At 68.7% G+C, this 26,668-nt stretch carries 23 protein-coding genes; 10 read left to right on the top strand and 13 right to left on the bottom strand.

Annotation, left to right across the window (positions count from 1 at the left end; genetic code table 11):
- Positions 1-17: 17 nt before the first annotated feature.
- Positions 18-590, bottom strand: coding sequence for a TetR/AcrR family transcriptional regulator (locus SNAS_RS01930; protein ID WP_041624490.1), 573 nt, complete (start codon positions 588-590; stop codon positions 18-20).
- A gap of 158 nt (positions 591-748) precedes the next feature.
- On the opposite strand from SNAS_RS01930, the gene SNAS_RS01935 reads away from it, so the two are divergent.
- Positions 749-1,051, top strand: a complete 303-nt coding sequence (locus tag SNAS_RS01935) for a hypothetical protein (RefSeq protein WP_013015674.1) — start codon at positions 749-751, stop codon at positions 1,049-1,051.
- Here the strand turns inward: SNAS_RS01935 and SNAS_RS01940 are convergent.
- A complete protein-coding gene (locus tag SNAS_RS01940; protein ID WP_013015675.1) occupies positions 1,048-1,659 on the bottom strand; it encodes a LysE family translocator in 612 nt (203 codons plus the stop codon). The two genes, SNAS_RS01935 and SNAS_RS01940, sit on opposite strands and share 4 nt — an antisense overlap.
- 238 nt (positions 1,660-1,897) lie before the next feature.
- On the opposite strand from SNAS_RS01940, the gene SNAS_RS01945 reads away from it, so the two are divergent.
- Complete coding sequence (locus SNAS_RS01945) at positions 1,898-2,482, top strand: snapalysin family zinc-dependent metalloprotease (RefSeq protein WP_013015676.1); 585 nt, start codon at positions 1,898-1,900, stop codon at positions 2,480-2,482.
- A gap of 55 nt (positions 2,483-2,537) precedes the next feature.
- Here the strand turns inward: SNAS_RS01945 and putP are convergent, their stop codons facing one another.
- Positions 2,538-4,079 (bottom strand): sodium/proline symporter PutP, encoded by a 1,542-nt coding sequence (putP, locus tag SNAS_RS01950; RefSeq protein WP_013015677.1) that lies wholly within the window; start codon positions 4,077-4,079, stop codon positions 2,538-2,540.
- Between the two features lie 204 nt (positions 4,080-4,283).
- Between putP and SNAS_RS01955 the strand changes: the two genes are divergently transcribed.
- The 3 genes from SNAS_RS01955 (at position 4,284) to SNAS_RS01965 (ending at position 8,396) form a co-directional block, all read left to right on the top strand.
- Positions 4,284-5,795: a family 20 glycosylhydrolase gene (locus tag SNAS_RS01955; protein ID WP_013015678.1), complete on the top strand. Its 1,512-nt coding sequence runs from the start codon at positions 4,284-4,286 to the stop codon at positions 5,793-5,795.
- A gap of 79 nt (positions 5,796-5,874) precedes the next feature.
- Positions 5,875-7,215: a M14 family zinc carboxypeptidase gene (locus SNAS_RS01960; RefSeq protein ID WP_013015679.1), complete on the top strand. Its 1,341-nt coding sequence runs from the start codon at positions 5,875-5,877 to the stop codon at positions 7,213-7,215.
- A gap of 194 nt (positions 7,216-7,409) precedes the next feature.
- Positions 7,410-8,396: an alkaline phosphatase PhoX gene (locus SNAS_RS01965; RefSeq protein ID WP_013015680.1), complete on the top strand. Its 987-nt coding sequence runs from the start codon at positions 7,410-7,412 to the stop codon at positions 8,394-8,396.
- A gap of 19 nt (positions 8,397-8,415) precedes the next feature.
- Here SNAS_RS01965 and SNAS_RS01970 read toward each other — a convergent pair whose 3' ends face one another.
- The 4 genes from SNAS_RS01970 to eccB all read right to left on the bottom strand — a co-directional run bounded on the left by SNAS_RS01970 (position 8,416) and on the right by eccB (position 12,720).
- Positions 8,416-9,672 carry a PucR family transcriptional regulator gene (locus SNAS_RS01970; RefSeq protein WP_013015681.1) on the bottom strand — a complete coding sequence of 419 codons (1,257 nt, stop codon included), beginning with the start codon at positions 9,670-9,672 and terminating at the stop codon, positions 8,416-8,418.
- Between the two features lie 141 nt (positions 9,673-9,813).
- Positions 9,814-10,935 (bottom strand): WXG100 family type VII secretion target, encoded by a 1,122-nt coding sequence (locus SNAS_RS35580; protein WP_013015682.1) that lies wholly within the window; start codon positions 10,933-10,935, stop codon positions 9,814-9,816.
- A 4-nt stretch (positions 10,936-10,939) separates the two neighbouring features.
- The gene (locus SNAS_RS01980) at positions 10,940-11,305 is read right to left on the bottom strand and encodes a hypothetical protein (RefSeq protein WP_013015683.1); all 366 of its coding nucleotides are present in this window, start codon (positions 11,303-11,305) and stop codon (positions 10,940-10,942) included.
- Positions 11,306-11,373: 68 nt separating this feature from the next.
- Positions 11,374-12,720 (bottom strand): type VII secretion protein EccB, encoded by a 1,347-nt coding sequence (gene eccB / locus SNAS_RS01985; protein ID WP_013015684.1) that lies wholly within the window; start codon positions 12,718-12,720, stop codon positions 11,374-11,376.
- Between the two features lie 98 nt (positions 12,721-12,818).
- Between eccB and SNAS_RS01990 the strand changes: the two genes are divergently transcribed.
- A complete protein-coding gene (locus SNAS_RS01990) occupies positions 12,819-13,916 on the top strand; it encodes a type VII secretion protein EccE (RefSeq protein ID WP_013015685.1) in 1,098 nt (365 codons plus the stop codon).
- Positions 13,913-14,074 carry a hypothetical protein gene (locus SNAS_RS35585; RefSeq protein WP_013015686.1) on the top strand — a complete coding sequence of 54 codons (162 nt, stop codon included), beginning with the start codon at positions 13,913-13,915 and terminating at the stop codon, positions 14,072-14,074. Before SNAS_RS01990 ends, SNAS_RS35585 begins: the two co-directional genes overlap by 4 nt.
- On the opposite strand, the gene SNAS_RS01995 is transcribed toward SNAS_RS35585, so the two are convergent.
- Positions 14,061-15,242, bottom strand: coding sequence for a glycosyltransferase (locus tag SNAS_RS01995; RefSeq protein ID WP_041624492.1), 1,182 nt, complete (start codon positions 15,240-15,242; stop codon positions 14,061-14,063). The genes SNAS_RS35585 and SNAS_RS01995 overlap by 14 nt on opposite strands.
- Positions 15,243-15,387: 145 nt before the next feature.
- On the opposite strand from SNAS_RS01995, the gene SNAS_RS02000 reads away from it, so the two are divergent.
- Complete coding sequence (locus SNAS_RS02000) at positions 15,388-16,317, top strand: TolB family protein (protein WP_013015688.1); 930 nt, start codon at positions 15,388-15,390, stop codon at positions 16,315-16,317.
- Here SNAS_RS02000 and SNAS_RS02005 read toward each other — a convergent pair.
- Entirely contained in the window at positions 16,307-16,957 is a 651-nt protein-coding gene (locus SNAS_RS02005) for a GOLPH3/VPS74 family protein (RefSeq protein WP_013015689.1), read from the bottom strand. The genes SNAS_RS02000 and SNAS_RS02005 overlap by 11 nt on opposite strands.
- 93 nt (positions 16,958-17,050) lie before the next feature.
- Entirely contained in the window at positions 17,051-17,986 is a 936-nt protein-coding gene (locus SNAS_RS02010; protein WP_013015690.1) for an AraC family transcriptional regulator, read from the bottom strand.
- An 80-nt stretch (positions 17,987-18,066) separates the two neighbouring features.
- Between SNAS_RS02010 and SNAS_RS02015 the strand changes: the two genes are divergently transcribed.
- Positions 18,067-18,930 (top strand): NAD(P)H-binding protein, encoded by an 864-nt coding sequence (locus SNAS_RS02015; RefSeq protein ID WP_013015691.1) that lies wholly within the window; start codon positions 18,067-18,069, stop codon positions 18,928-18,930.
- Between the two features lie 46 nt (positions 18,931-18,976).
- Here the strand turns inward: SNAS_RS02015 and SNAS_RS02020 are convergent, their stop codons facing one another.
- The 3 genes from SNAS_RS02020 to eccD form a co-directional block, all read right to left on the bottom strand.
- Positions 18,977-20,467: an FAD-dependent monooxygenase gene (locus SNAS_RS02020; protein WP_013015692.1), complete on the bottom strand. Its 1,491-nt coding sequence runs from the start codon at positions 20,465-20,467 to the stop codon at positions 18,977-18,979.
- A 156-nt stretch (positions 20,468-20,623) separates the two neighbouring features.
- Entirely contained in the window at positions 20,624-21,121 is a 498-nt protein-coding gene (locus SNAS_RS02025) for a GNAT family N-acetyltransferase (RefSeq protein ID WP_013015693.1), read from the bottom strand.
- Between the two features lie 42 nt (positions 21,122-21,163).
- Positions 21,164-22,561 (bottom strand): type VII secretion integral membrane protein EccD, encoded by a 1,398-nt coding sequence (gene eccD, locus SNAS_RS02030; RefSeq protein ID WP_013015694.1) that lies wholly within the window; start codon positions 22,559-22,561, stop codon positions 21,164-21,166.
- Positions 22,562-22,662: 101 nt separating this feature from the next.
- Here eccD and SNAS_RS02035 point away from each other — a divergent pair, with 101 nt between their 5' ends.
- The gene (locus SNAS_RS02035) at positions 22,663-26,613 is read left to right on the top strand and encodes a type VII secretion protein EccC (RefSeq protein ID WP_013015695.1); all 3,951 of its coding nucleotides are present in this window, start codon (positions 22,663-22,665) and stop codon (positions 26,611-26,613) included.
- Positions 26,614-26,668: the final 55 nt, after the last annotated feature.

Raw genomic sequence — 26,668 nt, forward strand, 5'->3', positions numbered from 1 at the left:
TGGGTGCGAAAAAGCCGTCACAGAGCCGAGATGGCGGTCTCCATGATGGATTCGAGGGTCTGTGGGGTGGCTCCGGAGCGGGCGGAGACGCGGAGGCCGCCGACGGTGGCGGTGACGAAGTTCGCCAGGGCGAGCGGGTCGCGGTCGGGGTCGAGTTCGCCGGTGCGCTGGCCGGCGTGGATCACGGTGCGTAGGGCCGCGGTGCGGCGGTCGGCGTCGGCGGACAGGAGACGGGCGACGTCGCGGTCGGTGCGGGCCAGTTCCATGATGCTGTTGACGACCAGACAGCCGTCGGAGCCGGTCAGTTCGTCGTCGACCGCGGTGCGAAGCACGGTGCGCAGGCGCTCGCGGATCGGGGTGTCGGCGTCGAGGGTTTCCAGCAGCGCGGTGGTCTTGGTATCCATGTAGCGGGTGAGCGCCAGGGTGAACAGGCGGTGCTTGCTGGTGAAGGTGTTGTAGAGGCTGGAGCGCTTGAGGCCGGTGGCCTCGCACAGGTCGTCGGTGGACGTGGCGGCGTAGCCCTTGGCCCAGAACACGCGCATCGCGATGTCGATCGCGCGGTCTTCGTCGAACTGCCTCGGGCGTGCCATGCCGGCGAGGCTACCAGGTTTTGGATCGAGCTGTCCAATACGGTTGCGCAGTGCGATCGAGGGGGTACCGGGTGTGAACCGGCGCATCAACTGTCGCGCATGCGGGTATGTACAAGGTTTAATGGAGGCCGTTTAACGTCCCCGAAAGGCTTTGACCCATGACTGATGCCCGAACCTCTCCCTACTACCGGCCGGTCGGCGTGCGAATCGTGAACTTCGTCGTCGGCGGCATCGTCGCGTTCATCGTGCTCAGCCTCGCCTTCGTGCTGCTGGGAGCCAACCAGGGCAACGCGATCGTCGAACTCGTCACCGCCGTGGCGGACTTCTTCGCCTGGCCGTTCCGCAACATGTTCACCCTGGAGACCCCGGAGCTGTCGGCGCTGCTCAACTACGGCATCGCCGTGCTGGCCTACGTCCTGATCGGCGTGGGAGTCAACACGCTGTTCCGCAAGCACCGCTAGCGTTCGGTCAGGGCCAGCCGTCCCGCGAGCACCACGAAGGACGCCGCGAAGGTGCGCCGCAGCCAGGTCATGACGCGAACCCGTGAGATGACGTGTTCGCGTACGGCTGCGGCGAACACTCCATAGAGGGCGAACACCGCGAGGGTCGCGAGCATGAACACGGCCGACAGACCCAGCATCCGCGGCAGCGCGTTGGGTGCCCCGGCGGGGACGAACTGGGGCAGGAACGCGAAGAAGAAGATCGTCAGCTTGGGGTTGAGGATGTTGACCAGGACGCCCGAGCCGATGACCCGCAGTGTCGACTGCGGGGCGGTGTCGGCCTCGACGGTGAGGGCTCCCTTGTCCCTGATGGTCGCCCAGGCCATGTACAGCAGGTAGGCCACGCCCGCGTACTTGATGATCTCGAACGCGGTGGCGCTGGCGTGCAGCAGCGCGGCCAGGCCGGTGACGGCGGCGATCATGTGGGGGACGATGCCCAGCGTGCAGCCGACGGCGGCGATGAGGCTGGCCTTGGCGCCGCGGGACAGTCCGGCGGCCAGGGTGTAGACGACGCCGGTGCCGGGGGTGGCGACGACGACGAGGGTTGTCAGCAGGAATTCGATGCTCATGGACGAGACCTCCTTGGGCCGAACGGTAATCGTCCCGAATGGTGGATGTGAGCGGGGTGCGCTGCGACGGCGGTAACTCAGTGATATCGATGTGCCGATGCCTCGACCTGCGGTGCCGGCACGGACATCAGGCCTGGTCCATTGCGGAATGTTGACTCGGTATGTAGGGACCTTTAGTGTCAATCGAGTTATGTAACGACATGCATCGATGAATGTGTGTCCCGTGAAAGGATCTCTCATGACTGAAAGATCACGTCTCCTCCGACGAGGGGTGCTCGCCGCGTTCGGCGTCGGCGCCCTGCTGGCGATCGCCTCCCCGGCACTGGCGACCGCCCAGCCCGTCGCGGACACGGCCTCCGAGACCAAGGCCGTCACCCTCACCTACGACACCAGTCAGGCCGAGGAGTTCGTCCAGGACGTCCACGACGGCGCCAAGGTCTGGAACGACAACGTCGAGAACGTGACGCTCGAACCGGTGGCCGACGGTCAGACCGCCGACTTCGAGGTCATCGCGACCGACGGCTGGCCGCAGGCCTCGGTGCCCGAGCTCGGCAAGGGCACCATCGAGTTCGGCCGTCAGGCCGTCGACGAGGGCCACAACACCACCCGGATCTCCGCGCACGAGATCGGCCACATCCTGGGGCTGCCGGACGTCAAGCCCGGACCCTGCTCCAGCCTGATGTCGGGCGCCTCGGCGGGCACCGACTGTGACAACGCGATCCCCAACGCCGAGGAGAAGGCCGAAGTGGAGTCCAACTTCGGCTCCGGCATGGCCGCCAAGTCGAAGACCTGGCGCGACATGTACTTCTGCGACAAGGACTGAGGCACAAGCAAAAGGGGCGGAGCACCGATGTGGTGCTCCGCCCCCTTCGTCATTGCTACGGTTTGGCGGCTTCGGGTTCGTCGGGGAGGTAGTCCTCGTACTTGCCCTTCCATTCCCGCTCCGGACGACGGCCGAGGTGGCCGAAGCCCCAGGCGGCCAGCAGCGCCAGCGCGAAGCCCGGGACCAGTTCGTACAGTCCGGTGCCGAAGAACTTCTCGTCCAGTGTCGGCCAGGACAGCGCCACCACGGCGCCCACGACCATTCCGGCCAAGGCCCCGACCCAGGTCATCCGGGGCCAGAACAGCGACAGCAGGATCACCGGGCCGAAGGCGGCGCCGAAGCCCGCCCAGGCGTGGGCCACGATCAGCAGGATCGAGGAGTCGGCGGGGTTCTTGCTGCCCAGGGCGATGAGCGCCAGCACAAAGGCGACGATGCCCACCAGGACGACACCGCCGCGGCCGACCCACAGCAGCTGCTTGTCGGAGGCCCGCTTGTTGACCTTGCGGTAGAAGTCCTCGGTGAGGGCGGTGGAGACGATGATCAACTGGCTGTCGACCGTGGACATGACGGCCGCCAGCAGCGCCGCCTGCAGCAGGCCCGCGATCCACGGGTTCGTCAGCTGGTTGGCCAGTGCGAAGAAGACGTCTTCGGGGTTGTCGAGCGGTTTGTCGATGAGCCCGATCCCCAGCAGGCCGACCGCGCAGGCCCCGGCCAGCGACAGGATCACCCAGCCGGTGCCGATGCGGCGGGCCACCGGAACGTCCTTGGCGGACCGGATGCCCATGAACCGGGCCAGGATGTGCGGCATGCCGAAGTAGCCCAGACCCCACGACAGGCCGGACACGATCGCGACGAAGCCGAGCGCGTCGCCCGCTCCCCACGCGCCGTTCTCGTAGGCGACGACGTCACCCATGTTCCACAGGTCCGGGGACTTCTCGCTGACCGCGGATCCGACCTCGGCGAAGCCGCCGATCGCCCACAGTCCGATCATGGGCAGCACCAGCAGCGCCAGGAACATCATGGTGCCCTGGATGAAGTCGGTGAAGCTGTCGGCGAGGAACCCGCCGATGGACGTGTAGACGGCCACGACGATGAAGCCGATCGTGGCGGCCGTGACCAGCGAGATGCCGAAGACGCTGTGGAACAACTGCGCCGAGGCGACGAGCCCGCTGGAGACGTAGACGGTGAAGAACACGACGATCACCAGAGCCGAGATAATGCGCAGCAGCTGCGTCCGATCCTCGAAGCGGTTCTCGAAATAGGACGACAGGCTCAGCGAGTTCTTGGCGCGCTCGGTGTAGGTGCGCAGCCGCTCGGCGATGAAGAGCCAGTTGAAATAGGTGCCGAGAATCAAGCCGATGGCGATCCAGGTGGCGCCGACGCCCTGGGCGTAGACCGCGCCGGGAACGCCGAGGAAGAGATAACCCGACATGTCGCTGGCCCCGGCGGACATGGCCGCGACCGAGGGCCGCAGGGAGCGACCGCCGAGGACGTAATCACCAAGATTGTGGGTACGCCGGTAAACCCACACGCCGATGGCGATCATCATCAGCAAATAGACGAGAAAAGTCGTCAGGGTCGGAACATTGGCATTCATTGCATCGTCTCCGTTTGGGCTGGTCGGGGACTGGTCCGGTTTGGATCGTTATGGATAACTTGCCGTTCACCCTGATGCCCCGGGGGGTGTTTGTCAAGGTCGGTTTCGTGACTCTGGATATTCGAATTCGTTTGTAATAGATTGCGGTTCCCGGCAAAGCGCACACGTTCCCCCACCGTGCGCCACATCGAAAGGCCGCGATCCGTGCGTCTTCTTCGCATCCCCACCGCCTGCGTCATATTGGCCACGGCACTGTTCATTCCCGGCAGTGCCGTGGCCGATCCGTCCCACGCCAAAGCCGCCACCCCTTCGACGATCCCCGCACTCGGCGAATGGACGGCGGCGTCCGGCACCTACACCTACTCCGAGTCCAGCCGTCTGGTCGTCGACCCCGACCACGCCGACGAACTGACCGACGAAGCCCAGACCGCCGCCGCCGACCTGGCGGCGCTGACCGGCACCGAACCCGAGGTCGTCACCGGTGAGCCCGAGACCGGCGACGTGTCGCTGGCGCTGGGTGGCGGCGAACCGCTGGGCGCCGAGGGTTACAGCCTCGACGTCGGCGACACCTTCGCCATCACCGCCAACGCCGACGCGGGCGCCTTCTACGGCACCCGGACGCTGTTGCAACTGGTGAAGCAGGACAAGCAGATCCCGGCCGGTACCGCCACCGACGTCCCGAAGAAACCCGAACGCGGCCTGATGGTCGACGTCGGCCGCAAGTACATGTCCGTCGAGTGGCTCAAGAAGCACATCAAGGACCTGTCCTACGCCAAACTCAACTACTTCCACCTGCACCTGTCCGACACCTTCGGGTTCCGGCTGGAGAGCGAGACCCACCCCGAGGTGACCTCCGAGGACCACTACACGAAGGCCGAGATCCGCGAGCTGGTCGACCTGGCCGCGAAGTACCACGTGACGCTGGTGCCCGAGATCGACGTGCCCGGTCACGTCAACGCGATGCTCGCCCAGCACCCGGAGTTGCAGCTGGAAGACCAGTCCGGCAACAAGGACCCGTACTTCCTGGATCTGTCCAATCCGGACGCGTACACGCTGGTGGAGGACCTGATCAAGGAGTACCTGCCGCTGTTCCCGGGACCGTACTGGCACATCGGCGCCGATGAATACGTCGGCGACTACGGGAAGTACCCGCAGCTGGAGGCCTACGCCAAGGAGCACTACGGTCCCGACGCCGTCGGCAAGGACGCGTACTACGGCTTCATCAACTGGGCCAACGAGATCGTCCGTGACGGCGGCAAGACCACTCGCATGTGGAACGACGGGATCAAGGAGGGCGACGGCACGATAGCGCCCGAGGCGAACATCGTCGTCGACTACTGGTCCACCCACGGCATCGATCCGCAGAAGCTGCTGGACCGTGGCCACACGGTCATGAACGCCAGCTGGACCCCGACGTACTACGTGCTGGGCGGCACCGACATCGACCGGCGCTGGCTGTACGAGGACTGGAACCCGGACCTGTTCGAGAAGACGCTCACCATCGACGATCCGAAGCGGAACCTGGGCTCCAAGATCCACGTGTGGTGCGACCACCCCGACGCCCAGACCGAGGACCAGATCACCGAGGGCATCCGGCTGCCGCTGCGCGGCCTGGCCCAGCAGACCTGGGGCTCGCCGAAACTCGTCGAAGGCTATGACGACTTCGTGGCCATAGACGACGCGATCGGCCGGGCTCCGGGCTTTTCATCTTTGTAGATATTCAGTATTCTCGATCGCGCAGCCGCGGGCGGGTTACCGCCTGCTCGCGGCTGACCCCCAATAGTGAGGACACCCCATGAAAACAAGACGCAAGCTGATCAGCTTGCTCAGCGCCGCCGCGGTCGTCGCGGCCGGTACCGGGCTGATCGTCGGATCGGCCAACGCCGATCCTGGTTCCGACCGCAACCCCGGCGAGCAAGTCGCGTGGAAGGTGCCTGGCCTGACCGGCAAGCAGGCTACGTCACTGGAGGACGACGGCTTCGACCTCGTCGACTACGAGGACGACGGCTCGGCCATCGTCATCGGCGACGAGAAGGTCGCCGACAAGCTCCGCGACAAGGGCATGAAGCCCAAGTTCCTCGACACGATCGTCAAGCCGGTCGACAAGGACTACAAGGACACCGCCGACACCTACTACGGCGGCTACCACACCGTGACCGCGCACGAGGAGCACCTCGACAAGGTCGCGTCCGAGCACTCGGACCTGGCCAAGGTCTACGACATCGGCGACTCCTGGCTCAAGACCAAGGGCGAGGGCGGCCACGACATCAAGGCCATCTGCATCACCAAGATCGCCGACGGCGACTGTGAGCAGAAGCCGGACTCCAAGAAGCCCCGGTTCTCGATGATCGCGCAGATGCACGCCCGCGAGATCGCCACCGGCGAGGTGGCGTGGAAGTTCATCGACAAGCTGACCACCGGCTACGGCCAGGACGACGCGGTCACCAAGCTGCTGGACTCCACCGAGGTGTGGGTCGTCCCGATCGCCAACCCGGACGGCGTGGACATCGTGGCTTCCGGGGGCGACAACCCGATCCTGCAACGCAAGAACGCCAACGACTCCGCCGGTGACTGCGGCGAGAGCAAGGGCGTCGACCTGAACCGCAACTCCTCGTTCAAGTGGGGCGACGACTCCGACGACCCGTGCGCCGAGACCTACCAGGGAACGGCCGCGAAGTCCGAGCCGGAGACCGCCGGACTGGAGGAGTGGTTCCAGAACATCCACCCCGACCAGCGTGAGGACGACCCGTCCTCGCCGGCGCCGAACGACGCCCGCGACACGATGATCACCCTGCACAGCTACGGGCAGTACATCATCATCCCGTGGGGCTTCACCGAGGACCAGTCCCCCAACGACGCCCAGCTGCGGGCGCTGGGGGAGAAGATGTCCGAGTCCAACGGCTACAAGGTCGGCACCAACGGTGACACCGTCGGGTACAGCACCTCCGGTACCACCGACGACTTCACCTACGGCCAGCTCGGCGTCGCCAGCTTCACCTTCGAGATGGGCGCCGACTCCGGCGACTGCGGCGGATTCCTGCCGGTCTACGAGTGCGTCGACAGCACCCTGTGGAAGGAGAACGAGGGAGCGCTCATGACGGCCGCCGAGGCCGCCAAGGCTCCTTACGCGGAATAATTCACATAACGCGTGAACCGCCCGACGGATCTTCCGTCGGGCGGTTTCTCGTCGTCAGCGAGTCGTTTCCCGGCCGGTTTGTGACGCGTCACAGGAAAGCCCGAACAGGTTTGGAACCAAGCCAATTTACAGTCGGGCTTCGAATACCCAAGATGGAAAACAACGCTCCACTGCTTCCCCCCGGAGAAAAGAACATGAGTATTCACCCGTCCGGCACGGGAGTTCTCGCCCACGACATCGAAGTGCCCCAAGGTTTCAGCTGCCGCGTCGTCGCCCGATCCGGGCAGCCGATCGGGGGCACCAGCTGGCATCCGGCCCCCGACGGCGGCGCCTGCTTCGCCGACGGCGACGGCTGGATCTACGTCTCCAACTCCGACGTCCCGCTTGCTGGCGGGGCCTCGGCGATCCGGTTCGGACCCGATGGCGAGGTCAAGGACGCCTACCGCATCCTGGCCGGAACCAGTCTCAACCACACCGGAGTGGTGACCCCATGGGACAGTTGGCTGTCCTGTGAGGACATCTTCCTCGGACGCGTCCACGAGGCCGACCCGCACGGCGACCGCACCGCGGTGGCCCGGGAAGCCATGGGGCGCTTCAAACACGGGCACCTCGCCGTCGACGCCGACCGTCGGGTCGTCTACCTGACCGAGTCCGAACCCGACGGTTGCCTCTACCGGTTCACGCCGTGGACCTGGGGCGACCTGTCGCACGGACTGCTGGAAGTGTTGTGCGCCAACGGTGCCAGCGTCGAATGGCGATCGGTGCCGGACCCGGCGCCCGGCTTCCTCGACGTCCCGACCAGGTACCAGACCGACACGGCCGTGCGTTTCGAGGGCGGCGGCGCCTGCCATTACGCGGAAGGCGTTTGCCGGTTCGTCACGGCCGACGGCACCTGGGTTTATGACGCCGCACAAGAAACCCTGTATCGGTGGTCCGGTCCGGACGAGGACCTCGGCGGCGACATCCTCGTCACCGACCTCGGCGACTGGCTGGAGATCGATCTGGTCGCCGCGGGCGAGACCACCGCGGTGGTCCGCGTCGAGGGGCACCGCGACTCCGAGATCACCGGGGTGGCGTTCTCCCCGGACGGCAGCCGGCTGTACTTCTCGTCCCAGCGCGGCACGCACGGCGACAGCCGCGACGGCGTGACCTTCGAGGTGACCGGCCCGTTCCGGCATTGAGAGCTCCTGGCTCACGACGTCAGTCCGCCGTGTCGGGCTTGGCCACGCGCTTGCGGCGAGCCGCCAGCGCGGCGCCGATGCGTTGCAGCTGAACCGGATCGACGGGGTCGAGGCCGGTCAGGGCCACCACGCGCCGCAGCCGGTAGTCGACGGTGTTGGGATGGACGTGCAGCAGCGCGGCGGCCTGCCGCCGGTCGAGGCCGTTCTCGACGTACACCTCGAGCGTGCGTTGCAGGTCCGGGTGCTCCGCCAGCGGATCCAGCAGGCTCGCCAGCTCCTCCATCGCGTGTGAGGGCCGGGTCAGCTGGTATTCCAGCAGCACGTCGGACAGCTGGTACAGGCCCGGCGGACGGCCGAACAGCCGCACCACGTCCAGGACCTCCTGGGTGAGCCGGGCGGCGGCGGGCACCTCCTCGATGGTGGCCAGCTGGCCCGCGATCCACACCGGGGCACCGGCGGCCTGGCCGACGACGGCCACGAGCTCCCGGGCACCCTTCCAGTCCATCATGGAATCCGATGCGGGGGCGAGGATCAGGCCGCCCGCCGGATCCAGGACCGTCAGCGCCGGTTCGGACGCGAAGCCGTCCAGCACCGTGCGGATCCGGTCCAGCTTGCTGCGGCCGGCGTAGACCGCGAACGGCTTGTCGTCGGCCTCGTCGGGATGCTTGCCGATGGCGGCGGTGAAGACCAGGTAGCGCGAGGCCAGCCGCACCCCGGCCAGCGCTCCGGCGTTCATGGGCCGCTCGCCGTTCAACAGCGCCGAGACCACCGCGTGCCGGGCGTCCTGTTCCTGACTGCGCATGGATTCCCGGGCCACCATGTAGCCCTCGCACACCACAGTGGATACGACTTGGTTGTACTTCAGCAGCAGGCTGTACGCCTCGACGATGTCGCCGTAGTCCTCGGGCGCGGCGTCGGCGAACAGCGCGACGGTGGCCTGCCTGCCGCCCAGGTGGTACGCCGTCATGATGTCCTCCAACGGCGTCAGGTCCTGCGCTCCGCGTCCCGCCGCCGCCCACAGCAGCTCCATCTCCTCGGGCTTGGGCGGACTGTGGTGCTCGAAGGTGTTGGCCACCAGGTTCAGGTTCAGTTCCACCAGCGAGACAATGTCGCGCTGCAACTCCTCGTCCGGGAGGTTGTTGTAGGTGGTGACATGGGCGGCGATGATCTCGGTCAGCTGCCGCGCCAACTCCGGGGCCCGCAGCCGCAGCATCTGGTGCAGCGGCTGCCCGCCCAGCATGAGGACGCGGTTGCCGACGCCGTGACCGTCAGACATGCACCACTCCGTCGCACCAAGGAACCTGGACCAATCACGAGGATGGCTCGCCGGTCCATAAACCGGCGATGAGTCCGCCAGTATTGTGCCCGAACTGGCCGTGCTGGTCCAGGTTCCCAGGTGGTGCGACATCTGCGCTGCCTAACCGGCGGCGCGCGGGTGCCCGACGACGCCGGTGGGCGCCGGTTCGGCGTCCCAGGCCAGTTCGTCCTCGGTCAGCCAGGTGCGGACGCCCTCGGGTGCCTCGTCGGAGTCGTTGCGGCGGGCGGCGCCCATCGGCGGGGCGAACAGGCCCCCGCCAGCGCCACCGGCGCCCCGGGCGGAAGCGGCCGGACGGGCGGCGCTGCCCGCGGCTCCGGCCGCTCCCATGCCCATGGCCATCGGCATCGCGCCACCGGGGGCGCCCATCGCCGATCCGCCACCGGCCCCCAGGGAGACGGCTGGGGTGCCGCCGGCCAGACCGGTCGGGGTGGCCCCGGCCAGGCTCACGGGGGATTCGGTGAGCTCGGTGTCCGGTTCCGGAAGCGGCTGGTAGTCCGGGTGGTCCGGACCCGGCAGCGGGCCGCCGCCCGGTCCCGGATACGAACCGCCACCGTCACCACCGCCGCCACCGGGGTATCCCGGACCCGGATTCACGGGGAACTCACCGGTCACGCCGGAGGGGAAGTCGTCCTCTTTGAAGGCCTCGTAGGTGGAGCTGGCCAGCTGCAGGAACTGCCCGATGTCCTCCAGGTCGCCCAGGATCGGGGCCGGTCGCACGTCCGGCGGAACGTCGGTCTGCGTCGGGGTGGAGTCACCCTCGCCGCCCGGCTTGGGCAGCTTCTGCGGCGCCTCCTTCGGCTCACGCCAGTACTGGCCCTTGTTGGACTGGTACGCCTGGCCCAGCGCGGTCAGCAGCGCCGTCAGCGGCGCGATCGCCGCCGCGCGGCTGTACGGGTTGGACCGGGCCGCGTTGATGATCGCGAGCCCTTGCGGCTGAATCGAAGCGGCCGTACTGGCCATCGAGGCCAGTCCGGTGCTCATGTCGGTCATGTCGTCGGCGAGACCGTCGGCGAACTCGATGATGGCGTTCATCGCGCCGTTGTACTCGGTGGCCGCGGGGCCGGACCAGTACTGCAACAGCTCGTCGACGTTCTTGCGCAGCTCGGCCGCCAGCTGCCGGGCCTCGGCGGCTCCGGCGATCCAGTTGGCCTGGGCGCTGGCGGCCGGGGACGCGGCGTCTATCTGGGAGAAGTACATCTCCAGCTGCTCAAAGGAAGGCATGTCGTCAGTCCTTTCGCGCGATCTGCTGGATGACGTTGGCCAACGGGCCCAGCAGCGCCGTCATGTTCGAGGTTTCGGTGGACTCGGTGCCGCGGTAGTTCGCGATCAGGCGAGTGGTCTTGGTGTTCGCGATCGCGACCGCGGCCCGCAGCATCTCCAGCCTGGTCAGATAGGTGGCCCGCAACCGGTCGTGATCACGGATGACCGTCATCGCGTCGGTGAAGGTGCCCAGTCCCTCGGCGCTGGCCGGGGAGACCTTGCCGGAGGCGGTACTGACTCGGGAGTCCAGACGGTTGAACGTGGGCTGGAAATCCTCGATGGCGTCCACGTCGACCTCGAAACGGCCGTCGGTGGGTGGTGGGGGCGGCATCGTTCCTCCAAGTTGCAAATCGTTTTGCTCATTGAATCAGAAATTCCGCACCCTGGCTAGTGGGGGTGTCATCGGATCGCCCGCAGCGCCGCGGACTGGCTCAGCTCGGGCCCGGTCGGCAGCAACGCCACCAGCGCGGACGGCATCGGCGTCGGTTTGAGTTTCTTGTAGCCGAACGCGGTCAGCGCCTCGGAGCTCAGACCGAACTTCCAGCCCTGGTCGGTGACCAGGAAGACCGTGCCGCCCGACGCGCCCTCGCTGGACTGGGCCCGCACCAGCGAGCCGTAGCCGCCGGGCAGCCGGACATGGTCGGCGGTGCTGACGTCCTCGATGCCCTTGGGGGCCGCCTTGACGTTGTCGCCCACCAGTTTCGGCACCGACGAGTACACCGTCACGGTGGTCTTGCCCTTGGTCCAGTCCGCGCACACCGCGGTCTGGCGGGCGTCGGGGATTCCCATGACGTCGGGTCGGCGGGACGGGAACCCCTCCGGCTCGAGCTTCTCGTCGGTGCGGTTCTCGCCGACCGCCGCGCTGGACAGCGCCACCGGTTCGGTGCCGATCAGCTCGGCGGCCAGTTCGCCGATGGCGGCCAGGCCGTCCTTCAGCAGTACGTAGTGGCGGTCGTTGTTGGTGAACACGGTGCCGATCGGGTAGGTCTCGCCGTCCAGTTCGATGCCGTCGTCACCCTCGCCGGGGATCTTGAGCTTCAGGTTGGGGCCGGTCTCCAGCGCGTTGAGGAACACCGGGTCCACCTTGACGACCTGGTCGGGGTCGGCGCCCAGCGCGGGCAGCGACTTCTCGCTGGGCACCAGGTACTTGGTGTCCTTGACGACGAGGAAGATGTCGCCGTCGTGTTTGAGCAGCAGGCCGTCGGACGACAGCGCGTCGCCGCCGTCGGGGGTGTCGCCGATGATGACGTGCGACTCGATGCTGGTGGGATCGCTGGGGTTGGGCGCCGAGCAGGTCTGCCAGGGCGAGGCGGTGAACAGCTCCGGCTCGGGCAGCGTGTCGGGGGCGTCGGGGATGCCGAGGGTGGCGCCGCGCGGGGTGTCGGCCAGCGAATCCTGCAGCACGGTGTGGACGGTGCGGTCGCCGCTGGAGGTGATGAGCAGCGCCGACGCGTAGTTGAGCACCGGGTGCAGCTGGCCGTCCCAGTAGACGAACCGGGCGCCGGTCTCCTCTTCGACGATGACGGCGCCGTCCTTCTGCCAGGACTGGGCGCCGCCGGGCCAGATCAGGCCGACCACCCAGAATCCGGCGAAGACCAGCGAGGCGATCGCGACGCCGACCATCGCCGAGATCGCCATCCGGCGCATCGGCAGATCCAGGGTCTCGGGCTCGCCGTTGAGCATCGCGGAGATGACGCGCCGCACGATGAAGCGGTGCGCGGCGACCTGTTCGCGTCGGGTGCGCATCGGAACCGGCTCCTTGGGTGGGGGTTCGGAAATTCTAAACCCAAAACGTTTTGGCATGCTGGAGGGAGCAACACCTTCGCGAGCGCAAGGAGCCCGTCATGACAAGCCCAGCCAAACCGGCGACCGACGCGGGGGCCAAGCCCGAGCCCGTCACGGCCGCCCGACGAACCCGGACCCGCGTCGCGGGCCTGGGGATTGCCCAGGTCATCGGGGTCGAGGTCGTACTGGCGGCGCTGCTGTTCGTCCCCGGCGTCCCGCTGCCGTGGCTGGGCGGCGTGGCCGCGGCCGTCGCGCTGTTGGGCCTGGGCCGCACCCACGGCAGGTCGTGGTTCGGCTGGCTGGGGCACTGGCTGCGCTGGCGTTCCCGGGTTCGCGCCGACCGACGCGACCGACGCTCCGGCGGCGAACCGGGTCCGCGACCCCGGCTGGCCACCATCGCCGAACGCGGTACCGAGATCGGGGTCGCCTTCGACGGGACCGGCTGGTTCGCGGCGGTGAAACTGGAGGGTGAGGCCCCGCCGTCGGAGGTCTTCGCCGCCGTCACCGGCCTGCTCAACGCCGCCGACACCCCGGTGACCTCGGTACAGCTGGTCACCCGCTCGGGAGCGGAGGTCGGCCGCGACAACTGGTTCGCGGTGCGCCTCGACGTCCCCGGCGCCCACGCGGTGGCCGCCGACCGGGGCGGTGGGGCACTGGGCGTGCACCGGGCGCTCGGGGGAGCGGTGAGCCGACTCCTCAAGGGAGCCCAGGACGCGGGCATCGACATGCGGGCGCTGTCGCAGACCCAGTTGGCCGCCGCGCTGCGGTTCTCGCTCGACCTGCACCGACCCGACTCCGGCGAGCCCACCGAGAGCTGGAAGACCTGGCGCAACGGCGGCATGGCCCAGACGACCTACTGGCTGCGCGGCCGCCGCTCCGCCGCCACCGAGGTCGAACGACTGTGGACGAAACTGTCCGAACTCGACAAGGGCACCCACGCCATCTCGCTGGCGCTGCGTCCGGCCAGCTCCCGCCCCGGCGACAAACGGCTGATGTTCCGGTGCCTGGTCCGGCTCGTCGACGAGGCGTCCAATGTCGAGGAACTCGGCCGCGAGCTGACGAAACTGACCCGCAAGAACCGTCTGAAGCTGCTGCGCTGCAACGGAACTCAGGGTCCGGCCAGCTACGCCTCGGCGTTGAGCGGAGGTGCGTGGTGAAACCCGACGACACCTCGCCCTTCGTCGCCGAACCGGAACCCGCCGCGCCCGCCGGTGAGGCCGACGCCCAGGCCCCCGACCGTGAGGACTGGCGCGGCCCGCAGGACGATCCGTGGCAACTCGACGAACAGGCCCCGCCGCCGGTCATCGGCGACTGACGCCCGCTCCGCGAAGCTCGGTGAACAGCTGCTCCCACTGGGCGGCAACGGCATCGGGACCGTAGTCGCGCGCCTTGCGCAGCGCGCGCTCACCCATCGTCGCCCGGGCCTCGACATCGGTGGCCAGCCACGCCATCGCGGTGCCGAGCTCCTCGACGTCCTCCGGCGGCACCAGAATCCCGTCACGGCCATCGGACACGAGCTCCTCGGCCCCCGGATAGGCGCAACTGACGACCGGCAGCCCGTGCGTGAACGCCTCCAGAACCACCATCGGCAGCCCCTCCGACCGGGACCCCAACGCGCAGAACGACGCCTTCGCCAGCTCCCCGCCCAGGTCCCCGGTCCGTCCCATGAGGACCACGTTGTCCTCCAATCCGTTGGCCTCGATCAGCGCGGCCAATTTGGCCTGCATCGGTCCGCCTCCGAAGATCCGCAGCCGCCACTCCGGATCCTTCGCGACCACGTGCGCGAACGCGGGGATCAGCAGGTCGAAACCCTTGGCGCGCACTAGTCGTCCGGCCGCGACCACCACCTTGCTGGCCGGATCGGCCGCCTCGGCGTGCAGCGTCGCCACCGGGCTGGGAATCCGCGCGACCCGCACCCGATGGTCCAACATCCGCGCGTACTCGGCCCGATCCCCCCGCGTCAACGTCACCACCGCGTCCAGCCGCGGATAGTCGGCGGCGATCGCGTCGAGCAGCCCGGTGTGGCCGGGCTTGATCCGTTGGTGCACCTGCCCGACCCGCACCACCCCGTCGGGCGCGTAACGGGCCGCGAGCAGGTTCAACGCCGGACGGGTCGTCACGAGCACGTCCGCCGTACAGCCCTTGAGCGCCCGGATCACCGCCTTCTCCACCACCCGCGTGAACACCCGCTTGCGCGCCTCCTGCTGGGGAACCTCCATGCCCGGCCGCGTCGGCGAAGCCCGCAACCACCCGATCCGCTCCAGCGGCGACCGCCCCGGCCTCAGAACCCCGAGCTTCTTGTCCACCAACGGCGTCAACGTCACCGCCGGGTCGAGCCGAAACTGCGTCGTCCTGCGATGCCGCATCACACTGACGACGCCGACCTCGTGCCCCCGCGCCGCCAGCGCGTTGGCCTGGTTGAACACCGTCCGCACCGTCCCGCCCATCGCGTACGCGTTCAGCAACATATAGGTGATCCGCATGGCACCCCCGTGTCCGTTAAGCGCGGTTCGTCCCGTTCCCGCCAACCTACGTTCCACACGCCCCGCTGACTCGGTTCTGAATGAATTCCCCGCCGACTCGCCGCGTTTCGGCCAGCGGCGCGGCAATATCGATACCCTGTGCCATATGCGTTCCCGCTCCCCGAACGTAATCCGAATCGCACGTTCGACGGCAGGTGTGGCGCTGCTGCTGGCCACGGCCACCCTGGGCTCGTGCACCGACCAGGCCGCCACCGTCGACGAGTCGTGCGACGTGAATGACCGCGGCCACTGGGCCATCGCCTACACCAAACAGGAGGACACGGCGGTCAAGGGCGTCTACTGGTTGGTCGACGGTGAACACAAGCCGCTCAACAAGGACAAGGACATCCAGGCCCAGGACCCGAGCCTGTCGCCCGACGGCCGCAAGGTGCTCTTCGAGGGCTTCCACGGCGACGGCGGCAAGTACGTCAACAAGAAGCTCATCATGAACACCGACGGCTCGGGCCTGAAGATCTTCGGCGAGGGCATCTCGACCCCGGTGTGGTCCCCGAACGGCAAACGTCTCGCCTACCGCGACACTGACAGGAACACGATCATGGTGTCCAACCCGGACGGAACCGACGAACGCGAGATCGCCGAAGACGCGGCCTCCAATCCAGTGTGGTCCGCCGACGGCGAGAAGCTCGCCTGGATCCCGAACGGCGCCAACGCGGTGCGCTGGGCGGAACCGGAGGGCAAGAAGTCCGGAATGGCGCAGATGCTCGGCGAACAGGCCATCACCGTGGCCTGGCAGCCCGACGGCGAATCGGTCGTCGTCAGTCTCGTCAAGGGGGACGACGCGCACCTGTACCGGCTCAACCTGTCCGACAACAAGGAACCGGAACTACTGGCCGAGGACGCGACGGCCCCGTTCGCCCTCCCCGACGGCACCATCGGCGCCCGCGTCGACAAACGCGGCGACGGCGACTACAACCAATACGTGTCAGTCGATCCCAAGACGGGAAAGAGCGAGGACCTGGCCAAGATCCCGGGACAGCACCCGTCGGTCATCGCCTGCCACGGCGTCAAGAGGTAACCACCACCGAAGCCGACCCGGAGCCGGACCGGAAGATGTTGACGGCCAACTCGACCCCCTCCACGATCGGCTTGATCTCAGGGGCGCGCCCCAGCTCCTTGAAGGTCTTGTTCACCTCACCGAACTTGTGCTGCGGCATCGCCGCCTTCTCCATGAACGTCGCGGCGATGACCCCGGCCAACGCGGCGGTCCGAACGTCAACTCCCGCGCTGTGAGCCAGCGCCCGCTCCAGCCGCGCCCGAATCTCATCCTCCACACTGGCCTCAGCGGGGTGATACCGGTTGACCGGAATGAATCCCAGCAACCGGTCCCGATCGTGGGTCAGGATCCGCTGGTCCACCAAGCCTTCCAGCACCGGCGTCCGAATGTCCGTCCCGGACAGTATCTGCACCCACGACGAGACGATGTGCCCGATATTCGAGCCCGCCACCCTCGTCAGCACCTCGTCCAACGCGACGTGGCCCACCGGCGTCTCATCCACAACACCGACCCGCCCCGAATCGTCCACCCCGACGCGCCCCCGCAACGACAGCTCCAACAGCGCGGCCCCGGCCAGGCTCCACTGCAGATACGGGGCGGTGTTACGCCCGTTGTCGTCCCGATACGCGAGCAGGGCCACTTCCTCCACCAGATTCGCCATGCCCCGACGCTAACGGCGCGGGCCGGGTCGCGCCCTCGTTCGGGCGGATGACCTGCTCGTCCTGCCCCGGCACGACCCCCTCACCCTTGAGGTTTAGGGCGTGGGCGTCAGCGCCGGGGTGGTTTTCGCCTGGTCGCGGTGTTCGCCCGGACGCAGTCCCCGCACCCGTTTGAACGCCACGCTCAACGCGAAGGCGTTGGAGTAACCCACTTGCCGGGCGATCGTGTCCACTGTGAGATCGGTCTGGCGAAGCAGGTCCGCGGCCAGCGCGATCCGCCAGCCGGTGAGGTAGCCCATCGGCGGCTCGCCCACCAGAGCCGTGAACCGCCGTGCCAACGCCGCCCGCGACACTCCCACCTCGGCCGCCAGTTTCGACACCGTCCACGGACTCGCCGGTGTCTCGTGGAGAAGCCGCAACGCCGCGCCCACCACCCGATCGTCCAGCGCTCGGCACCAGGCGGGGGCGTCGGTTTCGGGACTGTCGAACCAGGTCCGCAACGCGGACACCAGCAGCAGGTCCAGCAGTCGATCCAGCACCAGCTGCTGTCCCGGCCGCTGTCGGGCCACCTCGGTGGCCAACAACTCCACCGGACTGTCGGCCGCCGGGACCACCAGCACGGGTGGCAGCGCCCGCAACAGCCGCTCACTGAGCTCACCCTGCCGCTCGAACGCGCCGCTGACCAGCACCGCGCCCGCCTCGTTCGGGTCACCGCAGGTGCGCCGCAGTGGTTCGAGCCCGCCGGACCCTGGGCAGTAGTCGGCGTCGGTCACCACCAGCTCGGGCTCGGTCGCGGGATCGTCGGCCACCACGTACGGGATCTCGCCGCGCACCACCGCGATGTCACCGGTCGCGATGCGCACCGGCTCATGGCCGTCCGGGACTATCCACGCGTGACTGTGCAGCATCGTCGCCAACGTGACCGGGGTCCGAGCCGCCACCCGCAGCGCCCACGGTGGTCGCATGATCGTCCGCCGGAACACGGCACCACGCGCCCGCACCCCCGCCAGCAACTCCGACACCGCGTCCACGCCGCAAGCGTAGACGCACGAACATCGAAACGCGCTCTTCAGCCATTGGCCGTCTCGCGGGTGCGGGTTTGACTGGGCCCATGACACAACAACCGATCCTCGTCACCGGAGCGACCGGGAAGTCCGGCCGCCGCGTCGTCTCCCAGTTGCGGGCCAAAGGACTGCCGGTCCGGGCAGCGTCCCGCGACGGCGAACACCACTTCGACTGGAACGACACCGGCACCTGGGATCCCGCCCTGGCGGGCACGCAGGCCGTCTACATCGTCCAGCTGGACGGCACGAGGCTCGTCCGGGGCTTCGTGGAGCGGGCGGTGGGCCACGGAGTACGTCGGATCGTGCTGGCCTCGGGCCGAGGCATCGACAATCCTGACTACGCCACCGACAGCGGCGGCGTCCTGGACGGTCTGCTCGACAGCGAGGCGGCGGTCCGGGAAAGCGGCGTCAACTGGACGATCAGCAGGCCCGGCTGGTTCGCGCAGAACTTCAGCGAGGGCTTCTTCGCCGAGGCCGTCCGCGCCGGTGAGCTGCGGCTGCCCGGGGGCGACGGCGCCGCGAGTTTCATCGACGCCGAGGACATCGCCGCGGTCGTGACCGCCGCACTGACCGATGACCGGCACGCTGGCCAGGTCTACGAGCTGTCCGGTCCACACGCGGTGACACTGGCCGAGGCCGTCGCGACGATCGCCGGAGTCACCGGCCGCGACATCCGCTACGTGCCGCTGTCGGTCGCGGACTACGTCGACGAACTCGTCGGGCAGGGGTTGTCCTCGGTGGACGCCAAGGCATTCGCCGACGTCATCGAACCGCTGCGGGAAGGTGTGGACGAGTACCTGTCCGACGGCGTTCAACGCGCCCTCGGCCGTCCACCCCGCACCTTCACCCAGTTCGTCGAGGCCACCGCCGCCGCCGCGGGCGGTTGGCACACCGCGGCGACCCGGCCGTGAACTCGAGAACCCGGGCCCCGCAAGGGAACCGGGCCCGGGAGCGGTGTTACGCGGCGGGCGGGCCGAACCAGTGGGTGAGGGCTTCGGGGAGGCTGGGGTCGGTGGGGGTGCCGGTCCAGGCGACGTGGCCGTCGGGGCGGATCAGGACGGCGGCGGGAGCGGGGACTTCGCCCAGGGCGGGGAGTTCCCAGGGGCCGTCGTATTCGGCGTTGACGAGTTGGACGCGGTCTGACCACGGTGTCAGCTCGGTGTCGGTGAGGTTGAGGAGGATGGGACGGGCATTGTGGAGCAAGGTGAATAGCCGGGTGGGGCCGTCGGAAGTGGTCACTTCCAGGTCGGGCATGCGGCGGCCCAGGAGCGGGTGGCCTTCGCCGAGGTCGTAGTGGATGTCGAGGCCGCACATCATGGCGGCGATGGTCTTGCGGGCTTCTTCCATGCCGAGGAGTTCGGCGACGATGTCGCGGGCCGCTTGGGAGCGGGGGTCGGGGCGCATCAGGGCGGTCTGGGCCATCGTGTTGCGCAGGACCTGGGCGCCGACCGGGTGGCGTTCGGCTTGGTAGGTGTCGAGGAGGGCTTCGGGTGAGGTGCCGTTGACGACCTGGGCCAGTTTCCAGCCCAGGTTCACCGCGTCCTGCACGCCGAGGTTGAGGCCCTGGCCACCGGCCGGGTAGTGGATGTGGGCCGCGTCGCCCGCCAGCAGGACGCGTCGGTCGCGATAGGACTCGGCTTGGCGGCTCGTGTCGCTGAAGCGCGACAGGGATGTGGGACTGTGGACGCCGTAGTCGGTGCCGAAGACCGCGGTCATCGCTTCGCTGAGTTCCTCGAGGGTGGGTTCGCCGGAGCCGACTTGTTTCTCGGTGATCATGACCCGGATCGGGCCCTCGTCGGAGTAGACGACTTCGCCGTCGCGGATCTCGTATTCGAGCCGTCCGATGCCGTGCATGCCGTCGGCGTCGCGGCGGACGCCCCATTCGGGTTCTTCGGCGAGTTCGATGATGCCGATCAGGTGGCTCATCGTCGCGTCCCACCCGGCGAACTCGATGCCCGCTGTCTTGCGGATCAGGCTGCGGCCGCCGTCGCAGCCGACCAGGTAGGCGGCTCGCAGGGTGCGGTCGTCGGACAGGTGGACGTCGACGCCGGTGTCGTCTTGGGCGAAGCCGGTCACCTCGAGACCGCGCAGGATGGGAACCTCCAACTCGTCGAGCCAGGCGGCCAGGAGTTCTTCGGTGCGGCTCTGCCAGAGGCCGAGCCCGTAGTTGAACCTCGTGGGGAAGTCGCTGATGTCGAAGTGGGTCATGGCGAAGCCGGTCATCTGACCCACCTGGCCCGCCTCGACGAACCGGTCGGCGACGCCGCGCTGGTCGAGGACTTCGAGGGTGCGCGAGTGCAGCCCGCCCGCTCGCGCGCCGACGACGGTCTGGTTCTCGCGGCGTTCCACGACGACGACGTCGACGTTGGCCAGCGTGAGTTCGGCGGCCAGCATCATTCCGGTCGGGCCGCCACCGGCGATCACCACCGCGTGCTCGGTCGTACGCATGTGAGACTCCCATTCTTCGTGGGTTCTGGTGTAGGCCAGTGAGTGTGAAGCATGAGGAAATCGCGATGGGTACCCCGGTGTGCCCTATTCCCAGGTCAGTGGGTTATAAATTAAGAGTGGGAAGGAACGGGTCGCACCCGTTCCTCTTTTTGTGCGCTAAGGACGATCGAGGTCCTTGGCGAACCAGTGATCGGCTTTGCCGTGGCCCTCGTACGGCTCCGTCTCGGCGTATCCGTTTCTCGTGTACAGGGTTCGGGCTTCGGTGAGTTTGGTGTTGGTCTCGCACACGATCCGCTTGGCGCCCAGTGTTCGAGCGGCGTCCTCGACGGCAAGCAGCAGGCCACGGCCCAGCCCGGCTCCGCGTCCGGCGGGGTGGACGAACATGCGCTTGAGTTCGGCGGTTCGCGGGTCGGCCGGTAGTAGGCGCACGCCCGCGCAGCCGAGGAACTCGCCGTCGGGGTCGCGGGCGACGAGGAAGAGGCCGCGCGGTGGGGCGAGCTTGTCGTTGGGGTCGGCCGTGAGGGCCGCGCGTTTTTCGGTTTCCGTCGCCTCGCGTCCGAGGACCCGGCGTCCCATCTCGTCGAAGTACTGCTCCATGACGTCGTCGACGTCCGGGGCGCCGATGGGTTCCGGTTTGATCGTCCAGTTAGGCATGTGGGTCATGCTCGCCGAATCGCGGGGCGGATGTCAATCGGGTCAGCCGTTGACGGTGCGCACCCACCAGTAGGCGTCCCATACCCACAGGGTGAGCGGGACGACGGCGACGAACAGGATCACTTCGAGGATGTCGACCAGGCGACCCCAGGTGGGGGCGATGGGTTTTCCGGCGACTCCCAGGACATAGCCGAGGGCTATGGCGGCGGTGGCGACGAGGCCCGCGACCAGGAGGACGAAGCGGTACTCGGGGGGCCAGTGGACCCAGGCGGAGAGGGCGAGTCCGGCCAGGCCCGCCGTGGCGGCGAGCAGGAAGGGGAGGCGCTGGCGGACGGTGGGGAAGATGCGGGCCCGCATGAACGCCAGCACCGTCAGCAGGGACGCGAGCAGGATCGCGGCGAGGGTGCCGTGCAGCGCCAGGTAGACCGTGGCGGTGCCGGAGATGATGGCGGTGGCCGTGAGCAGACCGCTGAGGTGTTCGTCGGCGCGTTCGCTGCGGCGCAGGGCCATCTGGCTGTCGACGATGTTGGTGTCGGCCCGCAGTTGTTGCGGGGAGCGGGGGATCGTCGGCATGGGGAGGCGGGCCACCCGGAAGGCGAGCATGGGCATGGCGGGGATGAGGCCCAGGACGACGGCCGCCGCGACCGAACCGGCCTGGGCGGGGGCGGCGTCGACGAAGGCGCACAGGGCCGCCGCGCCCGCCAGGGCGGTGCCGCAGATGGCGGTGGCGCTGAAGATCGGGGCGGCGGTGGGGACGCCGATGCCGGACGCGACCGCTATGACCGCGACGGCGGCGCCACCGACCATGAGGCGCGGCGCTGAGACGTCGGCGATGGTTGCCAAGGGCGCCAACGCGAGTACGCCGGCGGCCAGGGCGTAGCCGCAGGCGAGCAGGCCCATCACGGCGGCTTCGGTGACCCGGCCCAGGGCGCGGGCGAAGATCAGGGCGGCCAGCAGGGCGGTGGCGCACAGGGCGGTGGCCGTCCACATGGCGACGGTGGTGCCCGACGCGACGCAGGCGACGGCCGAGCCCAGGATCGCGGCGATGGCGAAGCCGATGCCGAAGCGGCGGCTGGAGCCGGTGCGCCACTTGCGTTCCCGTTTCTGGTTCGCGGTGGCCATCGCGTCGATGATGTCGTCGAAGACCGCCTGCGGGCCGGTGTCGGTGACCGGGACCAGGTAGAGCTCCTCGCCGTCGACGATGTCGTGCTGGCGCGGGGTGAGTTGCGGGTCGAGCGGAGCACCGCCGAGGCGGGTCAGGACCCAGCCGCCGGCGTCGGCGCCGTCGTCGAGCAGGTCGTCGCCGCCCGGGCCTTCGGCGGCGTGGGACAGCAAATCGCTTTGCAGGTCGCAGAGCCGCACGTGGTCGGGCAGCGCGATGTCCATGCGGGTGTTGGGGGCCACGACGGTGACCCGGCACAGCTGGTTCGTGAGGGCCATGGCTGGAAGCCTCCTGGGGACGGAAGGAAAACCCTGGATACCAACGATACAAATCGTCTTGCATATTATGTACTGGCCTGCCCCGAGACGGGAGCCCCCGCATGAGTACGAAAGTCTTCACCCGGCCGCCCCGCCGCACCGGACCGGCGATGCCCTCTGGTGACCTGGTCCTCGAACCGCCGCCGGACCTGCCGACCCCAGGTCAGCGCAGCGTCGGCCAGATGCTGATGCTGTTGCCGATGCTGGCCATGGTCGGCGCGATGGTGTTCATGTACGCCGGTCGCGGCGGCGGCGTCCTGATGATGGTCGTCGGCGGACTGTTCGGCGTTTCGATGCTGGGCATGTTCGTCGGGTCGTTCCTGACCTCCGGCGGTGACCAGAAAGCCGCCCAGACCACCGCGCGCCGCGACTACATGCGCTACCTGTCGCAGACCCGACGGCAGGTGCGCCGGGCCGCGATCCAGCAGCGCGAGTCGATGCGGTGGCGGCATCCCGCCGCCGGGACACTGTGGGCGATGGCGGCGTCGACCCGGTTGTGGGAGCGGCGGTTCAGTGACACCGACTTCGGTGAGCTGCGGATGTCGCTGGGCAAGCAGCGGCTGGCGGTGTCGCTGGTGACGCCGGAGACCAAACCGGTGGAGGACCTGGAGCCGTTGAGCGCCTTGGCCCTGCGCCGGTTCGTGCGGGCCTACTCCAACGTGGAGGCGCTGCCGATGGCCTTGCAGGTCAGGCGGTTTCGGCGGCTGGTGTTCCGGGGCGATGCCGCGGCGAACCGGGATCTGGTGCGCGCCATGCTGTGCCAGGCCGCGGTGTTCCATTCGCCGGACGATCTGAGGATCGCGGTGGTCGCCGGTACCGAGACCGCGTCCGAATGGGACTGGGTGAAGTGGCTGCCGCACAGCCAGCACGCCCGGGAGGCCGATGCCTTGGGGGCGCGGCGGTTGCTGACGACGAGCCTGGCCGAGCTTGAGGAGCTGCTGGAGGACGAGCTGGGCAAGCGGCACCGCAACGTCGACGAGCCCGCGGGCTTCAACGACCACCCGCACGTGCTCGTGGTGGTGGACGGCGGGCACGTCGACGCCGACGACGACCTGGCCGGGGCCGGACTGTCGGGGGTGAGCGTGCTGGACATCGCGGGCACCGTGCCCCGGTATCCGCGGCCGTGGCTGCTGCCCTTGGACAACGACGGGGCCCGGTTGACGATGGAGCACAGCGGCCGGACCGCGCTGCTGGGGCAGCCGGACGGGCTCGGTGAGCCCGAGGCGGCGGCGGTGGCGCGGCGGCTGGCCCGGTTCCGTCCGGCGACCGCGACCAGTGCCAGCGAGCCGCTGGCGGTCTCGGCGGAGTTGCCGGACCTGTTGGGGCTGGGCGATGTCGCACGGCTGGATCCGCGCAAGACCTGGCGCACCGGCGCTCCGACAGCGGACCGGTTGAGCACCCCGTTGGGCCTGGACCCGGCCGGGGACCGGATCGTGCTGGACATCAAGGAATCGGCGCAGGGCGGGATGGGCCCGCACGGGCTGATCATCGGCGCCACCGGTTCGGGCAAGTCGGAACTGTTGCGCACCATCGTGACCGGCCTGGCGGTGACGCACTCCTCGTCCGAGCTGAACTTCGTCCTGGTGGACTTCAAGGGCGGCGCGACGTTCGCCACTTTGGACCAGCTGCCGCACACCAGCGCGGTGATCACGAACCTCGAAGACGAACTGCACCTGGTCGACCGGATGGCCGACGCCATCCGGGGCGAGCTGACTCGGCGGCAGGAGCTGCTGCGCGCGGCTGGAAACTTCGTCTCGCAACGGGACTACGAGAAGGCCCGCCGCGCGGGGGCGGACCTGGCGCAGTTGCCGAGCCTGCTGGTGATCTGTGACGAGTTCTCCGAACTGCTGAGCGCGCAACCGGACTTCATCGACCTGTTCGTCATGATCGGACGCCTCGGACGCTCGCTGGGCGTGCACCTGCTGCTGGCCTCGCAGCGACTGGAGGAGGGACGGCTGCGGGGTCTCGACTCGCACCTGTCGTACCGGATCGGGCTGCGGACGTTCTCCGCCATGGAATCCCGGGTGGTGCTGGGTGTTCCCGACGCCTACGAGCTGCCCAACTCGCCTGGCCACGGATACATGAAGATCGACACCGACACCATGCTGCGGTTCCGCAGCGCCTACGTGTCCGGCCCCTACCGCGACGGCAACGGCAACGGCGGCCCCGGTCACGCCCTGCGGGACCGGCCGCTGCGGTTCACCTCCGAGCACCTGCCGCTGCCCGACGGTCCCACGCAGCCGATCCTCGCGGCGACCGAGAACATCGACGACATCAGCGATTCGCTGATGGCCGTCATCACCGCCCGGCTGCACGACCAGGGCCCGCCCGCGCACCAGGTCTGGCTCGATCCGCTGGACGAGTCGCCCGCGCTGTCACGGCTGTTCCCGCCGCTGGTGGCCGATCCGAAGCGGGGCCTGTGCCCCACCGGTCAGCAGACGTCCGGCGGACTGCGGGTACCCGTGGGCATTGTGGATCGACCGTTCGAGCAGCGACGCGACTCGCTCACCGTCGACCTGTCCGGCGCGGGCGGCAACCTCGTCATCGTCGGCGGCACCCAGGCGGGCAAGAGCACCGGGCTGCGGTCCGTCATCGCCTCGCTCGCCCTGACCCACACCCCGGCCGAGGTGCAGTTCTACTGCCTCGACTTCGGCGGCGGCACCCTGCGTGCCCTCAATGGACTGCCCCATGTGGGCAGTGTCGTCGGCCGCAAGAACATCGACGAGGTGCGCCGCACCGTCGCCGAGATGTCGGCGCTGCTGGACGAACGCGAGTCCGCCTTCGCCGAGGCGGGCATCGACTCGATGGAGACCTACCGCCGCCGCAAGGCCGCGGGCGAGTTCGCCGACGACCCGTTCGGTGACGCGTTTTTGGTCGTGGACGGCTGGCCCACCATCCGCGCCGACTTCGAGGAGCTCGAGGACGACCTGCAGGCCATCGCCCAGCGGGGCTTGGCTTTCGGCGTCCACATGATGGTGGCCACCAACCGCTGGACCGACCTGCGTGCCGCGCTGCGCGACCTGTTCGGCACCCGGCTGGAGCTGCGGCTGGGCGACCCCTCGGAGTCCGAGATCAACCGTCGCGCGGCCAAGAACGTCCCCGAACGCGCTCCCGGCCGCGGCGTCACGCCCGACGCGATGCAGATGCTGATCGCGTTGCCGCGCCTGGACGACAGCAGCGAGGTCTCCGACCTGACCGACGGCGTCGGCAAGCTGGTGTCGTTGATCGCCGGTGCCTGGCACGGCGAGGCGGCCCCGGCGGTGCGGTTGCTGCCCGCCCGCGTCGACGTGGCCGAACTGCCGACGCTGGCCGACGTGCCCGGCGTTTCCATCGGCCTCAACGAATCCCACCTGGCGCCGGTGAACGTCGACTTCGCCGCCGAACCGCATTTCCTGGTGTTCGGCGACGTCGAGTGCGGCAAGACGAACCTGCTGCGGATGCTGGCCGGACGGATCGCCGACCGCTACCCGAAGGAACAGGCCCGGTTCCTGGCCGTGGACTACCGCCGGACCCTGTTGGGGGAGTTCAGTTCCGAGCACCTGGCCGGGTACGCCGCCGGTGTCGACGAGGGCCGCAAGCTCATGCGCGACGCCGCCGAGGCGCTGCGGACCCGGCTGCCCGGCCCCGACGTGACCCCGGAGCAGCTGCGGGCGCGCAACTGGTGGCAGGGACCGGATCTGTACATCTTCGTCGACGACTACGACATCGTCGCGGGTGGCTCGTACAACCCGATCACCGAACTGCTGGACCTGTTGGCGCAGGCCCGCGACATCGGTCTGCACCTGATCGTGGCCCGCCGGATGGGCGGCGCGGCCCGGGCGATGTTCGAGCCGGTGATCCAGCGGCTGCGCGAACTCCAGTCGCCGGGGCTGTTGATGTCGGGCAACCGCGACGAGGGACTGCTGCTGGGCGATGTGCGCCCAGCGCCGCGTCCGCCGGGCCGGGGGATCCTGGTGCGCCGCAGCGGAAACCAGCTGATCCAGGCGGCCTGGTCGCCGCCCGGCGGGGTCTGAGCCCAGTTCAGGCCGGTCGTTCCGGGAGGTCTTGTGTTTTGCAAAACGATTTGCT

The sequence above is a fragment of the Stackebrandtia nassauensis DSM 44728 genome (assembly GCF_000024545.1).
In the GTDB taxonomy this organism is placed as follows: domain Bacteria; phylum Actinomycetota; class Actinomycetes; order Mycobacteriales; family Micromonosporaceae; genus Stackebrandtia; species Stackebrandtia nassauensis.